Raw genomic sequence first — 14,815 nt, 5'->3', positions numbered from 1 at the left:
GGCTTTGCCAGTCATAAACAATTGTATCGACACTTTTCACCTGCACCGGGTTGTCCGGCACGATCAGCGTGCAAGGCAGCGGCGGTGGGCAGAAAAAAATGCTCTTATTTACCTGGCGTTACGGATTAGGGCGAAACATTCCGCTTTTCGCCCCTTTGCAACGGCGCGCAAGTAGTATAAATACGCTCTATCTTTCCCCGTGATTAATGGATCCTTTCGTTGAAACGTTGTCTGCTTCTCTCCGCGATGTTGTGTGCGCTGGGCCTGACCAGCGTCCGGGCGGCGCAACAATCCCCCGACCCGGTGTTTGCTTCTGAAATCGTCGATCGTTATGCCAACCATATCTTTTATGGCAGCGGCGCGACCGGCATGGCAATGGTGGTGATTGACGGCAACCAGCGCGTCTTTCGCAGTTTCGGCGAAACCCGTCCCGGCAACAATGTGCGCCCGCAGCTCGACTCGGTGGTGCGCATCGCCTCGCTCTCAAAGCTGATGACCAGTGAGATGCTGGTGAAGCTGCTCGATCAGGGCCGCGTGCGCCTTGACGATCCGTTAAGCAAATACGCCCCGCCCGGCGCGCGCGTACCGACTTACCAGGGCGCGCCGATCACGCTCGTTAACCTGGCAACGCACACCAGCGCCCTGCCGCGTGAACAGCCCGGCGGCGCAGCGGTGCGCCCGGTTTTTGTCTGGCCAACGCGCGAGCAGCGCTGGAACTGGCTCGCCACCGCCAAACTGAAAACCGCGCCGGGCACCCAGGCGGCCTATTCCAACCTGGCCTTCGATCTGCTGGCGGATGCGCTGGCGCGCGCGGCGGGTAAACCCTATCCGCAGCTGTTTGAAGAGCAGATTACCCGCCCGCTGGGCATGAAGGACACCACCTTCACCCCGTCGCCGGATCAGTGCAAACGGCTGATGGTGGCGGAAAAAGGGGCCAGCCCGTGTAACAACACGCTGGCGGCGATTGGCAGCGGCGGCGTCTACTCCACGCCCGGCGATATGATGCGCTGGATGCAGCAGTTCCTCTCCTCCGACTTCTACCACCGCGATACGCAGGCCGACCGGATGCAGACGCTGATCTACCCGCGCGAACGCCTGACGAAAGTGGTGGGAATGGATGTACCGGGTAAAGCCGACGCCCTCGGCCTCGGCTGGGTCTATATGGCACCGAAAGAGGGCCATCCGGGGATTATTCAGAAGACCGGCGGCGGCGGCGGGTTTATCACCTATATGGCGATGGTGCCGCAGCATAACGTTGGCGTGTTCGTGGTGATCACCCGTTCACCGTTGACCAAATTCACCAATATGAGCGACGGCGTGAACGATCTGGTAAGCGAGCTGAGCAACAATAAACCGGTGGCGATCCCCGCCTCCTGATGCAGTAACAGGCAGGTGCATTGCCGCCTGCCTGTGGCTTAACGGCGATTTTGGTAAAACGGGGGGTTATATTTTCGGCTACAATGCCGCCATCTGTTCCATAAATCTTAGGCATATCATGACCGATTTAATCACCCGTCCTCGCCGCCTGCGTAAAACCCCTGCGCTGCGCGCCCTGTTTGAAGAGACAACACTGAGCAAAAACGACCTGGTGCTGCCGATCTTTGTTGAAGAAGAGCTGAATGATTACCAGGCGATCTCCGCCATGCCCGGCGTGATGCGCATTCCGGAAAAATATCTTGCCCGTGAAATTGAGCGTATTGCCAAAGCGGGTATCCGCTCGGTAATGACCTTTGGTATTTCACACCATACCGACGACACCGGCAGCGATGCCTGGCAGGAGAATGGCCTGGTAGCGCGCATGTCGCGCATCTGTAAAGAGACGGTACCGGAGATGATCGTGATGTCCGATACCTGTTTTTGTGAATACACCTCCCACGGTCACTGCGGCGTGCTGTGCGAACACGGCGTCGATAACGACGCTACCCTGCTGAACCTCGGTAAGCAGGCGGTGGTTGCCGCAGCAGCCGGGGCGGATTTTATCGCGCCATCGGCGGCGATGGATGGCCAGGTGCAGGCGATCCGCCAGGCGCTGGACGCGGCGGGCTTTAAAGATACCGCCATCATGTCCTACTCCACCAAGTTCGCCTCCTCCTTCTACGGCCCGTTCCGTGAAGCGGCCGGTACCGCGCTGAAAGGCGATCGTAAAACCTATCAGATGAACCCGCTGAACCGCCGCGAAGCGATCCGCGAATCGCTGATTGATGAAGCGCAGGGTGCAGACTGCCTGATGGTGAAACCGGCGGGGGCTTACCTCGATATTCTGCGTGATATTCGTGAGCGCACCGAACTGCCGCTGGGCGCATACCAGGTGAGCGGTGAGTACGCGATGATTAAATTCGCCGCCCAGGCGGGTGCGATCGATGAAGATAAAGTGGTGATGGAGAGCCTCGGCGCCATCAAACGCGCAGGCGCGGATCTGATCTTCAGCTATTTCGCCCTCGATCTCGCCGAACGCGGCCTGATTTGATCCGCAACTGACGCTCTACCTCGTAGGCCGGATAAGCGCAGCGCCATCCGGCATTTCATCGCACGCCCCCCTGCCGGATGGCGGCTTGCAGCCTTATCCGGCCTACATAATTCGTGGCCCGCTTTACCGTATGTTCGTCTGCCCTGCCTTTGTAGGCCGGATAAGCGCAGCGCCATCCGGCATTTCATCGCCCGTACCCCTGCCGGATGGCGGCTTGCAGCCTTATCCGGCCTACACGATTCGTGGCCCGTTTTACCGTATGTTCACCTGCCCTGCCTTTGTAGGCCGGATAAGCGTAGCGCCATCCGGCGTTTCACAGCCCGTACCCATGCCGGATGGCGGCTTGCGCCTTATCCGGCCTACAGGATCCGTGCCACGCTTTTCCGTATGTTCACCTGCCCGGCGTTTGTGCGCTGCCATGCCGGTATCCGGCCAACAATAAATGCTCATAACGTCATTGTAATGAAATGTAAGCGTCATCTTCTCCCGCTACTGTCAGCGGCAAGACGGGAGGAGAAATCGCCATGTTTAGTCTCGACAATGTACTTGAGGATCTCTGGCCGCAGGCCAGACCGGCACCCTGGCAAAAGAACCTGCTCAGGCGCCTGCTTTACGAACAGGAGTTCCAGCAATTCGCCGCCCAGCACCGCCACCTGAAAGGGCTGGATATGGTGGAACATGTCCTCGACCATCTGCAAATTCGCTGTACCATCCCCGCTCACTGCCTCGAACAAATCCCCGAACATGGCCCGCTGGTGATTATCGCCAACCACCCGACCGGTACGCTGGATGGGCTGGCGCTGATGTATGCCGTCTCGCGCGTGCGCCGCGATGTCAAAGTGGTCACTAACCGCCTGCTGAGCCACCTCGAACCCTTAAGCTCGCTCTTTATCGCAGTGGACAATATCGGCGGTCGTACCACCAAATCGGCCCTGCAACAGATGGAGAGCCAGCTGCAATCCGGCGGCGTGCTGATCTTTTTCCCGGCGGGCGAAGTGTCGCGCCTGACCCGCAAAGGGATTCGCGATAAACGCTGGCACGCCGGGTTTATCAAGCTGGCGAACAAGTTCCGCGCCCCGCTGCTGCCAGCGTGGATCGATGCCCGCAACAGCGCGCTGTTTTACGCCAGCGCCCTGCTCTCAGACACCCTGCCGCTGCTGCTGTTGATGCAGCAGATGTTTCGCCGCCGTAACAGCAGCTTGCCGATCACCCTCGGTCAGCGCATTCCCTGGGAGAACTGGCACACTACCGCCCTCGCGCCGCGCGAGCTGGCCGAGAAGTGTCGCCAGCATCTTCTGCGTCTTGGCAAGGGAGTGCCCGGCACCTTCAAAACCGAATGCGCCATCGCCCGCCCGGAAGACAGAGCCACCCTGCGCCGCGAACTGAGCCGCGCCGAGTGCCTCGGGCGCACGCCGGACGGCAAAACAATCTATCTCTGGCAGCGCAACGGCCAGGAGGATGCACCGCTGCTGCGTGAACTGGGGCGGCTGCGCGAGATCGCTTTTCGCGCGGTGGGTGAAGGGAGCGGCAAACGGCGCGATACGGACCGCTACGATGACTACTATCTGCACCTGATCCTCTGGGATGATGCCGACCTGGAAATTGTCGGCGCGTACCGCTTTATGCCCACGGCGCAGCTTATCGCCGAGCAGGGGCCGGAGGGGCTCTATAGCCATAGCCTGTTTCACTACGACGCGCGCATGGCGGAGGTGCTGCGAGAAGGTCTTGAACTGGGGCGCAGCTTTATTCAGCCGCGCTACTGGGGGCGTCGCGGGCTCGATTATCTCTGGTCGGGGATTGGCGCTTATCTGGCGCGCTACCCGCAGTACCGCTATCTCTTTGGCCCGGTCTCTATCTCCGGCGGCCTGCCGCCCGCGGCGCGCGATCTGCTGATTGCCTTCTATCGCCTCTGGTTCCCCGCCGCCTGGCCGCTGGCATCGTCGCGCCGTCCCTGCCCCGCCACGCTGCCCGAGGTGCTGGCGCAGTTTACCGGCGAGGATTACACCGAAGATCTGACGCGGCTGAAATCGCTGCTTGGCAATCTCGGCTGCGGCATTCCCCCGCTCTATAAACAGTATTCCGAGCTGGGCGAGCCAGGCGGCGTGCAGTTTATCGACTTCGGTAGCGATCCCGATTTCAATAACTGCGTCGATGGCCTGGTGCTGGTGGATTTGACGCGCCTGAAAGCGAACCGCTACGAGCGCTATATTGGTGTGCATCAGGTGCAGCAGAAAGCGGGGTAAGTTCCTCGCAGATTGCCGGATGGCGCTGGCGCTTATCCGGCCTACAAAACCACATCCGCTGAAACCGCGTAGGCCTAATAAGGCGAAGCCGCCATCAGGCAATCGGTGCCGCAGAGATAATGCCGGATGGCGCGTACGCTTATCCGGCCTACAAAACCGCAGTTCCAGCGATACCGGTTTTGCTTTTGTCTGCAATATGAAAGCGAGGGGTTGTGTCCCCGCTGAAATCGGCGAACCGAAGCGGGAATGACAAGGTCTGGACGCCATGGATGGCGGACAGAGGCGAACCGAGGCATGGAGCGAGTCCCGTAGGGGCGAGCAAGCCGAGTCGAGCCGGCCGCAGTCAGGCACGCGGGAGGTGAGCGCAGTGCGCAGCACCGATTTTCTCGCGGGGCCGCGGGGATTGACAAGGGGAGCGCGGCCGCTTCCCTTGTCCCGTTCACCGCATAAGAGGTCAATGAAACCCCACCACGTATGGTGAACGGAACCCTTCCACCGATCCCACATGAAAACCCCATTGCCGGATGGCGCTACGCTTATCCGGCCTACGGGATCGGAGCGGCTTCGTTACCGCATGGCCCCCGCCTCATCTACACTCTCTTTACGTGGTTTCCACCGACACCGTGGAGGAGAGATGGAGAAGAAGTCGCACCGCTATCCGGTGGCTGACAGCCCATTCTGGCTGCATGTTGAAACAAAGGTGCAGCGCATTGGTTCTGTGCTGCTGATCGCGGTGGTCATCGCCGGGCTACTCGGCCTCTTTTCCCAGGGGTGGCTCAGCGCGCGAAGCGCCCACAGCAGTGATGGCAAACTGACGGTGCAGTATGACCGCTACGCCCGCCTGCAAAGCGATATCGATATGCAACTCACCGCCCACGCTTCAAACGAACGCCGCACCGTTTTTATCCTCGGCGGCAACTTTATGCAGGATTTTGAGATCCGCACCCTGCAACCGCAGCCGGAAAAGATGACCAGCCAGAACGGCGAACTGATGCTGGAGTATGCCCGTCCTCATCCCGATCAACCCTTCACCGTCTGGCTCGGGCTGACGCCGCAAACCCCTGGCAGCAGCGAATTGCGACTTTCGTTAAATGACACCACCCAGCTGGCGGTGAAACAGTTTATCTGGCCCTGAGGAGACGGCGATGGATATGGTGTTACGCGCGGTAGCGATCTATCTGGTGTTGATGGTGGTGTTTAAAATCGCCGGTCGGCGAGCCCTGTTGCAGATGACCTCCTTCGATCTCATTTTGCTGCTGATCATCAGTGAAGCGACGCAGCAGGCGCTGCTCGGCAACGACTTTTCCGTCACCGGCGCGGCGCTGACCATCATCACGCTGGTGGTGGTGGATATTCTGTTTGGCAAGCTGAAGAAGTATGTCAAAGGGGCAGAAAACTTTATCGACGGCACGCCGGTGGTGCTGGTCGAGAACGGCGAAATGCTGCCGGAGAAGATGCGCGAGGCGGATATCTCCCGCGCCGATATTATGCTCTCGGCGCGCAATAACCAGGGCATTGTCGACCTCGCAGAGATTAAATTCGCTATTCTCGAGCGCAATGGTCATATCTCGATCATTCCGAAAAATTCGCCTTAAAAGTGCGCTGCTATACTTTTGCCAGGCAGAATTTTCTTTCGGATGGAAGGGAGAGATATGAAGAGCGAAACCACCACCGCGTTACAAAGCGAGCGCGTCGCGCCGCTGTTAAAGCTTGAGATTAGCGATCTGGCCGACAGGCTTGGCACGCTGTTGTGCGATAAAAAACTGCGCGTCACTACCGCCGAGTCCTGCACCGGCGGGCAGATCGCTACCGCCCTTTGCGCCTGCGAAAGCACGCCGGAGTTTTACGGTAGCGGGTTTATTACCTTTACCGATGAAGCGAAACAGACGCTGTTACAGGTGAAAAAGGCGACGCTGGCGCGCTGGACGGCGGTAAGCCAGCAGACGGCTTTTGAAATGGCGCAAGGTGCCTGCGACGCCAGTCATGAGCCGGTCAGCATTGCCGTGACCGGCTACACCGGCCCCGACGGCGGCGAAGATGGCACCCCTGCCGGCACCGTGTGGTTTGGCTGGGGCCTGCCGGATAGCGCACCGGTCACCGTCAAATGCCTCTTCGAGGGCGATACCAAAGAGGTGATTGAGCAGGCGGTGAAATATGCCCTCGCGGGCGTGATTACGCTATTAAGTGATTGATTGCAATTTGCTTCTTGTGTGCGAATGCCGGACGATAGGGTCCGGCTTTTTTATTGCGACACTTTCATGACCGAATGGGGAAAAGATGAAAATAGTTGTGCTGGATGGCGGTCTGCTTAACCCCGGCGATCTCAGCTGGGAGCCACTGCATGCGTTGGGCGAAGTCACGGTTTATGACACCACCCCGGCCGATAAAGCCGCGCAGCGCCTGCGCGACGTGGATATCGCTATTACTAATAAAGTGGCGTTTAGCGAGGATCTGCTCGCCCACTGCCCGCAGCTGAAATGTATCGCCGTGACCGCCACCGGCTACAACATTATCGATCTTGAGGCTGTCCGCGCCCGACAAATTGTCGTTACCAATGTGCCAACGTACGGCACCGCCACGGTGGCGCAATTTACCACCGCGCTGCTGCTGGCGCTCTGCAACCGCGTCGGTGAACACGACGCCGATGTGCACGCTGGCGGCTGGAGCAAGTCACAAAGCTGGTGTTACTGGCTGCAACCGATGATCGAGCTGGCGGGAAAACGCGTCGGCATTATCGGCTATGGCCGCATCGGCCAGGCGTTTGGTGCCATCGCCCAGGCGATGGGCATGACGGTGCTCGCCCACTCTGCCCGTTCGCGCCCGCTGCCGGAGAGCGCGCAGCTGCGCTATGTGGATCTCGACACCCTTTACGCCGAGGCGGATGTTATCAGCCTGCACTGCCCGCTGACGCCGCAGACCAAAGGGATGATCAACCGCGAGGCGCTGGCGAAGATGAAGCGCAGCGCGCTGCTGCTGAACGCCTCGCGCGGGGATCTGATTAACGAGGCGGATCTCGCCGCCGCCCTTAACGAAGGGCGCATTGCCGGGGCCGCGGTGGATGTGCTGAGCAGTGAACCGCCTGGCGCGGACAACCCGCTGCTGAGTGCGAAAAACTGCATTATCACGCCGCATATCGCCTGGGCTTCCGTCGATGCGCGCGGGCGCATTCTCGCCACCACGGTGGAAAACGTGCGGGCGTTTATCAACGGCGAACCACAAAATCGTGTCGATTAGTCGCATCAGGATGGCCAGATCGCACGAAAATAAGCGACGTGCGTCACACTTTTACATGATGAGCTACGCTTGATAAATCATTACAAAAATATTGCGCAAGGAGATGCCAATGACAACGCTACAGGCTCTTTTTCCACCTCGCCTGCCACAGCAAACCTCTGATGAAAATGTAGTTGTAAACTGGGCGAAAAACGCCACGCTGGCTCCCGCTCAGGCCGTTGCAACACCGGAAAACGAAGCGCAGTTGCAGCAATTGATTGCCGCTGCAAAGGGGCGAATCCGCGTGATGGGCAGCCGTATGTCGCCGGGCAGAATGCTGAAGTTAAGCGAGCCGGGCGATACGCTGATTGACCTCTCGCGTCTGTGCGGCGTGCTGGCAGTGACCGACGAGAGCGTCACCTTTGCCGCCGGAACCGTGCTGCATGAGGTGTTTGAAACCCTCACCAGCATGAACCGCATGCTGCACGCCTCACCGGGCGTGATCGATTCCCAAACCCTCGCGGGCGCAGTGTCGACCGGCACCCACGGCCAGGGCATGGGGCAGAGTTCGCTGGCTGACGAAGCGCTTAGCATTCGCCTGATTGATGCCCACGGTGAAGCGCACGATATTGAGCGGAACGATGCGGCCTTTGACGCCGCGCAGCAGGCGCTCGGCACCCTCGGCGTGATCACCGCCGTGACGCTGCGCACCCGCCCTTCCACGATCTATACCTGCTTTAAGAGCGCGGGCAACGCCGATAACCTGGCAGAAGATCTGATCGCCTGGAACGAGAAGTGGACCTTCAGCAAAGCGTGGTGGTTCCCGGATGAGAACAAGGTTCACACCTGGAACGCGCGCGAAGCAACCGCCGAGGAGCAGGCGCTGTGGCGTGATAACCACGGCGAGCTGGTCGAGATGGAGGAGACCGACGAGCAGATGAACGCCACGGTGGATAAAACCCTGGCGCAGATGCGCGATGACACCCGCATTGTCGATGAGAACGGCAAACCGTTTCGCACCGTCACGCGCTTTAAAGACTTCACGGATGTGATTGGCGATATCTACCAGGTCTTCTGTCGCGGCATCGCCACCCCGCAGATCAATATTGAGATCGGCATTCCGATGTCGCGCGTTGCGGCAGTGATTGCGCGCATGAAAGCGTGGCACAGCGAGTCGCAGCCGCATATGCACTACCCGATTATTCTGCGCTGCACCGGCGCCTCCAGCGCGTGGCTTAGCCCGGCCGGCGGTGAACCGACCTGCTTCTTTGGGTTTGTCGTCTACTACGCCGAAGATGGCTCGCTCTCGGAAGAGGGAACTGCCTTTTTACGCGCCGCAGAACAGCTGCTCGCCGAAGAGGGCGGCAGGCCGCACTGGGGCAAATATTTTGACCCGTCGCTCTACAACTGGCCTGCGCTCTACCCGCAGTTTGAAGAGTTTAAAGCCGTGCGCCGCCGCTTCGATCCTGACGGCAAGTTTATGAACCGCTTTATGGCGGAGGTGCTGTCATGAGCGCCGCATTTGCCTGGGTCACGCTGTTAACGCAGCCGGGCTACCTTCCCGGCGTGGAAGCATTGCAGCAGTCGCTGCGCGACAGCGGTTCGCCATGGCCGCTGGTGGTGATGATGACGGAGACTATCGACGCCGCCACGCGCCAGCAGTTGCAGGCGCAGGGGTGTGAAGTGCGCGAAGTGCCGATTGTCGGCCCGAACCCTGCCCTTGCCCACCGCTACGCCAACGCACGCTTCGCCGAGGTGTGGAGCAAGCTGGCGGTCTGGACGCTGACGGAGTTTCAGCGCGTCGCGTTTCTCGATGCCGATATGCTGGTGGTGCAGAACATGGATGAGGTGTTTGAGCTGCCGCTCGCCAAAGGGACGATTGCTGCCTGCCACGCCTGCCGCTGCAATCCGAACCATATTGCTACCTATCCCGATAGCTGGCAGCCGGATAACTGCTACTACAGCTGGGTTGAGGACGCGCAGATGAACGCCGCACCGCCCGCCTCGGTGGATAACTACCTGAACGGCGGTTTTCTGGTGCTGACGCCGGATCGCGACGTTTATGACGCGATGATGGCGAAGCTGGCGGCGAAAGAGGATATCGCCGAGTGGGTCTTTGCCGAGCAGGATTTCCTCAACGAGGTGTTCCAGGGCCGCTGGCTGCCGCTGCATTATGGTTATAACGCTCTGAAAACCCTGCCGAAGCAGCATCCGCAGATGTGGGATCTTTCGCGAGTGAAGAATATCCATTACATCATCGACAAGCCGTGGGACAAATATCCCGAACCGGGCGATAAGTATTACGATCTGCACAAAATGTGGTGGCAACATGCCCCAGTTGAAGCGTAATTATTGAGAAACAAACCGTAGGCCGGATAAGCGGTACGCGCCATCCGGCATTATCCCCGCCGCACCATTGCCGGATGGCGGCTTCGCCTTATCCGGCCTACAAAAACGGAACCCGCTGGAACGGCGTAGGCCGGATAAGCGGTACGCGCCATCCGGCATTATCCCCGCCGCACCATTGCCGGATGGCGGCTTCGCCTTATCCGGCCTACCAAAACAGAACCCGCTGAAACCGCGTAGGCCGGATAAGCGGTACGCGCCATCCGGCAATATCTCCGCGGCACCATTGCCGGATGGCGGCTACGCCTTATCCGGCCTACAAAAACAGAACCCGCTGAAACCGCGTAGGCCGGATAAGCGTTTACGCGCCATCCGGCATTATCCCCGCGGCACCATTGCCGGATGGCGGCTTCGCCTTATCCGGCCTACAAAAACGAGCCTACCGCAACACCGATATTGCTTTTACCTCCGGTCCCACAGCGGCGGTGTTGACCCCCGCTGAAATCGGCGAACCGGAGCGGGAATGACAAGGTCTGGACGCCATGGATGGCGGACAGAGGCGAACCGAGACAGGATGTCGAGTCGAGCCGGCCGCAGTCAGGCACGCGGGAGGTGAGCGCAGTGCGCAGCACCGATTTCCTCGCGAGGCCGCGGGGATTGATAAGGGGAGCGCGGCCGCTTCCCTTATCCCGTTCACCGCACCAGTGAGAAAAATATTCCGCCGCACGCATGGTGAACGGAACCCTTCCACCAGTGCCAAATGTCAGCCCCATCGCCGGATGGCGCGTACCGCTTATCCGGCCTACGGGAACCATTCGACCGAGCAAACCCCATTGCCGGATGGCGCGTAAACGCTTATCCGGCCTGGGCCGTTCCCCCCTAAACACAAAGAAACACCTGCGGCGTCTGCCCATCCGGATGCGTCGCAACATGCACCTGCGCGCCATACCACCTGGTGATAACCTCCGGTTGCAGCACCTGCACCGGCGTCCCCTGCTCCACTATCTTCCCCTTATGCAACAGCACAATGCGATCCGCCCACAGCGCCGCGAGGTTCAGATCGTGCAGCACCACGCAGACATGCAGCCGGGCACGCTGCGTCAGGGATTTAAGCAAACGTAGCAGCTGCTGCTGATGGTAGAGATCGAGCGCTGAGGTTGGCTCATCCAGAAACAGCCACCCCTCCGGCGCACCGTTACGCCAGAGTTGCGCCAGGCTACGCGCCAGCTGTACCCGCTGCTGCTCGCCGCCCGACAGCGTGACAAAGCGGCGTCCAATCAGCGTTTCGCAGCCGGTTAAACGCATCACTTTACGCACGATATCGCACGCATGCCTCTCGCCCCATGGCGCGCGCCCCATCACCACCACCGACTCCGCGGCCCACTCCACGCCCAGGGCGTGATGTTGCAGCATCACCGCCCGGTAGCGCGACAGCGCCTGTGAAGGCCAGGCGGCAAGGGATTTCCCCGCCAGGGAACAGACGCCGCACGACGGCGTAAGAAAGCCGGTCAGCAGGCGCAGCAGCGTCGATTTGCCCGCGCCGTTCGGGCCAATCAGCGCCACCATTTCGCCAGGCGGCAGCGTGAGGGAGATATCATCCACCAGCCGCCGCTGGCCGACCGTGAATTGCACCTGGTGGGCAATAAAACCGTTATCCATAGAGCGCACTCCGCTGGCGAAAAATAAGCCATAAAAACCACGGCGCGCCGAGCAGGCTGGTCAGTAAGCCGACCGGCATCTCGGCAGGTGCCACCAGCGTGCGGGCGGCGGTATCCGCCAGCAGCAGCAGGCTCGCCCCCGCCAGCAGCGAGCCGGGTATCTGATGTTGATGATCGGGGCCTAACATCATGCGTATCAGGTGCGGAACCACCAGCCCGACAAAACCGATGATGCCGCTGATGGCAACAGAGGCCGCTACCAACAGCGCGCTACAGAGCAGCAGCCGCCGCTGCAAGCGCCGTACATCAACGCCCAGATAGTGCGCCTCCTCCTCGCCCAGTTGCAGAAAGTTGAGCTGTTTCGCTACCCGCCAGATACCGAGCATGGCGGGCAGGATCAGGGTCGCCGTAACGATCAGCGTCGGCCACTGCGCCTGCCCGAGACTGCCCATTCCCCACTGCGAAAGCTGGCGCAGCTGCGCATCGTTGCTGATCCACGCCAGCACGCCAACACCCGCGCCGCACAGGGCGTTGATGGCAATCCCTACCAACAGCAGCCGCGCTAGCGCGCTCTCGCCCGCTTTGCTGAGTAAAAAGATCACCACCATCACCGCCAGGCTACCGATAAAGGCGGCCACCAGCGGGGCATAGAGGGCAATCAGCACCGGTACCGACAGCGGCAGCACCAGCCAACAGCCAACCACCAGCGCCGCGCCGCTGCTGATGCCAAGTAATCCCGGGTCGGCAAGCGGATTGCGAAACAGCCCCTGCATAACGCAGCCGGAGAGCGCCAGCGCCGCGCCAATAAGCAGCGCCAGCAGCACGCGCGGCAGGCGAATGGTGAACCAGATCTGCCGCAGCACCTCATCTTCGCCGTACCACAAGCTGGCAAGAGAGACGTCCATCGCCCCCTGCGTGGAGGCGAAGAGCGTGAGTGCCGCCGTCAGCAGTAAGAGTCCCCACAGGAGACGAGAAGCCGCACGGGTTATCACGGTAGTTGCTCCGCTTTTTTGCGCAACTCCAGCAGTGCCTGCGGGGTGCGCAGACCAAAGCCCAGCAGCGCGGCCTCGTCCACAACCAACAGTTGTTTGTTGCGCCCGGCGGGCGTTTGCGCGAGGCCCGGCAAGTGCCAGATGTTCTCCTCGCCGCCCAGATGCTTTACACCTTCGGCTGAGATCAACACCAGATCCGGCTGGCTGGCGATCACCCCCTCCTGCGACATTGCCCGGTAGTGGGAAAAGCCCTGCATCGCATTATTAAGCCCCGCCGCCTGGATAGCGCCATCCGCTGCCGTCTCTCTCCCCGCCACCAGCGTGCCCATGCCGCCGTGGCTAAGGATATAGAGCACTTTTTTATCCAGCGGCGAGGTGGGCAGCGCGGCAATCTCCGTCGCCAGCTTTTTGCGCAGCGCCAGGCTCTCTTCGTTTTTGCCGAGGGCGCGGGCGATCACCACCACTTTCTTATCGATCTCCGAGAGCGTATACCCACCCGGTACCGGCACCATGTAGACATCGTTATCCTGCACGCTTTTCAATACCAGCGAGGGCTGCGCCTGGCTGCCCGCCAGCACGATGGTAGGCCGCAGCGACAAAATGCCCTCCGCATTCAACTGGCGAACATAGCCGACATTCGGCAGTTGCTTTACCTCGGCAGGCCAGGTGCTGGTGCTGTCGCGCCCGACCAGCTGGCTCTGCGCGCCCAGGCCATAGACAATCTCCGTGACATCGCCGCCAAGGGCGACAACTTTTGGATCGGCGGCCACCGCCAGCAGCGGTAGCACCAGTAAGAGCATCACCACGCTTTTCATACTTCGTTCCTCCACGGCGTTAGCGCTTTGATCTGCCCGCGCCAGCAGGCCTGTTCGCGATCCCCTTCGCTGCGCTGACCATAAAGCTGCGCGATTTGCGTACCATCTTCGGCAAACAGCTCCAGGCTGGTGACATGCCCATCCGCGCTCGGCTTGCGCGTCACCCAGCTTTCGTGGATCCCCGCTTCGCGCAGGTGCAGGGTAAAGATCTTATTCATCACCCGCAGCCAGTCGCCCACCGGCGCGCACTTCTCCAGCGCACCGGTAAAAATCTGTATGCAGCCGCGGTTGCCGACAAAGATCATGATTTCATTCCCCTCCTGCTGCACCTGCTGCAACAGGGCGGGCAGCGCGTCGTTGCTGACCTGGCAGGCAAGATCGTCGCCCACCAGCCGAAACGCCTGCTGGCGTGAGATGTTGTGTTTGCGCAGCAGGTTGAAGAACTGGTGCACATCGGTCATCTCGCGCCAGTCCTGGTCAATGGCCTCTCCATCGGGCGCTTCGTCGTAAAATTTGCTCTCGGGCGCGTAAATGGAGAGCGGTACCTGACGCCGCACGCTAAAACGCTCCACGACTTCATCCCACTGGCCGCCATCGGTGTAGGGCGTGGCGTAAATTTTCAGCAGGGCATCGCCCTGGTGATCGAAAAACTGAATACTGCGCCGTTCGCCTCTTGGCCCCTGCTCCCGCAGGTAGTAGGCACAGGCCCACTGGCTCATAAAGAGGCGCAGATCGAGACCGCGCGGGTTGAGCACCACCCCGGCGCGATCGCTGATATGTTGATTGGTGAACCGCCCGGTCATCTCATGAACCGCATATTCATTGCGACAGATGCTTTTGGCTTCGCCGACGCTCTCCAGCGCCTTGAAGATATGGCGCACCGTCCCCTCCAGGCGCACCGCATCGTAGCCAACGCGCGCTTCGGCCAGCTCCGCTTCGCTTATCGCCAGCTGGAACGCGATATCTCTGGCGCTTTTTGCCGGTTCAAGCGCTCTGATTAACTGGTACTCCTGCCAGATGGCGGCATAATCCTTTGAAGATACAGGCATATTTTTCACGTCCTTTATGTGTCTTAACATCC

Annotated in this window: 13 protein-coding genes; 9 read left to right on the top strand and 4 right to left on the bottom strand. The window is 60.3% G+C overall.

Annotated features, from left to right (window positions below; translation table 11 throughout):
* The first annotated feature begins 219 nt into the window (after window positions 1-219).
* The 9 genes from ampH (at window position 220) to ACWPW2_RS03665 (ending at window position 10,272) form a co-directional block, all read left to right on the top strand.
* Window positions 220-1,377 (top strand): D-alanyl-D-alanine-carboxypeptidase/endopeptidase AmpH, encoded by a 1,158-nt coding sequence (gene ampH / locus ACWPW2_RS03705; protein WP_023478938.1) that lies wholly within the window; start codon window positions 220-222, stop codon window positions 1,375-1,377.
* Between the two features lie 118 nt (window positions 1,378-1,495).
* Window positions 1,496-2,467, top strand: coding sequence for a porphobilinogen synthase (gene hemB, locus ACWPW2_RS03700; RefSeq protein ID WP_034812298.1), 972 nt, complete (start codon window positions 1,496-1,498; stop codon window positions 2,465-2,467).
* A gap of 524 nt (window positions 2,468-2,991) precedes the next feature.
* Window positions 2,992-4,710: a lysophospholipid acyltransferase family protein gene (locus tag ACWPW2_RS03695; RefSeq protein ID WP_454121674.1), complete on the top strand. Its 1,719-nt coding sequence runs from the start codon at window positions 2,992-2,994 to the stop codon at window positions 4,708-4,710.
* A 634-nt stretch (window positions 4,711-5,344) separates the two neighbouring features.
* Complete coding sequence (locus ACWPW2_RS03690) at window positions 5,345-5,845, top strand: hypothetical protein (RefSeq protein WP_454121673.1); 501 nt, start codon at window positions 5,345-5,347, stop codon at window positions 5,843-5,845.
* A gap of 10 nt (window positions 5,846-5,855) precedes the next feature.
* On the top strand, window positions 5,856-6,305 hold the full coding sequence (locus tag ACWPW2_RS03685; RefSeq protein WP_023478242.1) for a DUF421 domain-containing protein: 450 nt from the start codon (window positions 5,856-5,858) through the stop codon (window positions 6,303-6,305).
* Between the two features lie 57 nt (window positions 6,306-6,362).
* Window positions 6,363-6,902 carry a 2-oxo-tetronate isomerase gene (locus ACWPW2_RS03680; RefSeq protein ID WP_454121672.1) on the top strand — a complete coding sequence of 180 codons (540 nt, stop codon included), beginning with the start codon at window positions 6,363-6,365 and terminating at the stop codon, window positions 6,900-6,902.
* 85 nt (window positions 6,903-6,987) lie between these two features.
* A complete protein-coding gene (locus ACWPW2_RS03675) occupies window positions 6,988-7,944 on the top strand; it encodes a D-2-hydroxyacid dehydrogenase (protein ID WP_454121671.1) in 957 nt (318 codons plus the stop codon).
* 109 nt (window positions 7,945-8,053) lie between these two features.
* On the top strand, window positions 8,054-9,436 hold the full coding sequence (locus tag ACWPW2_RS03670; RefSeq protein ID WP_454121670.1) for a D-arabinono-1,4-lactone oxidase: 1,383 nt from the start codon (window positions 8,054-8,056) through the stop codon (window positions 9,434-9,436).
* On the top strand, window positions 9,433-10,272 hold the full coding sequence (locus ACWPW2_RS03665) for a glycosyltransferase family 8 protein (protein ID WP_454121669.1): 840 nt from the start codon (window positions 9,433-9,435) through the stop codon (window positions 10,270-10,272). Before ACWPW2_RS03670 ends, ACWPW2_RS03665 begins: the two co-directional genes overlap by 4 nt.
* A gap of 876 nt (window positions 10,273-11,148) precedes the next feature.
* Here the strand turns inward: ACWPW2_RS03665 and ACWPW2_RS03660 are convergent.
* Genes ACWPW2_RS03660 through ACWPW2_RS03645 form a run of 4 tightly spaced genes read right to left on the bottom strand, consistent with a single transcriptional unit; the run spans window position 11,149 to window position 14,783 of the window.
* Window positions 11,149-11,928 carry a heme ABC transporter ATP-binding protein gene (locus tag ACWPW2_RS03660; protein WP_454121668.1) on the bottom strand — a complete coding sequence of 260 codons (780 nt, stop codon included), beginning with the start codon at window positions 11,926-11,928 and terminating at the stop codon, window positions 11,149-11,151.
* Window positions 11,921-12,916: a FecCD family ABC transporter permease gene (locus ACWPW2_RS03655; protein ID WP_454123574.1), complete on the bottom strand. Its 996-nt coding sequence runs from the start codon at window positions 12,914-12,916 to the stop codon at window positions 11,921-11,923. Before ACWPW2_RS03655 ends, ACWPW2_RS03660 begins: the two co-directional genes overlap by 8 nt.
* Window positions 12,916-13,734, bottom strand: coding sequence for a heme/hemin ABC transporter substrate-binding protein (locus ACWPW2_RS03650; protein ID WP_023478986.1), 819 nt, complete (start codon window positions 13,732-13,734; stop codon window positions 12,916-12,918). Before ACWPW2_RS03650 ends, ACWPW2_RS03655 begins: the two co-directional genes overlap by 1 nt.
* Window positions 13,731-14,783 carry a hemin-degrading factor gene (locus ACWPW2_RS03645; protein WP_454121667.1) on the bottom strand — a complete coding sequence of 351 codons (1,053 nt, stop codon included), beginning with the start codon at window positions 14,781-14,783 and terminating at the stop codon, window positions 13,731-13,733. Before ACWPW2_RS03645 ends, ACWPW2_RS03650 begins: the two co-directional genes overlap by 4 nt.
* Window positions 14,784-14,815: the final 32 nt, after the last annotated feature.

Source organism: Kosakonia sp. Marseille-Q7440 (assembly GCF_965119485.1).
This window is presented reverse-complemented; position numbering and strand designations above follow the sequence as displayed.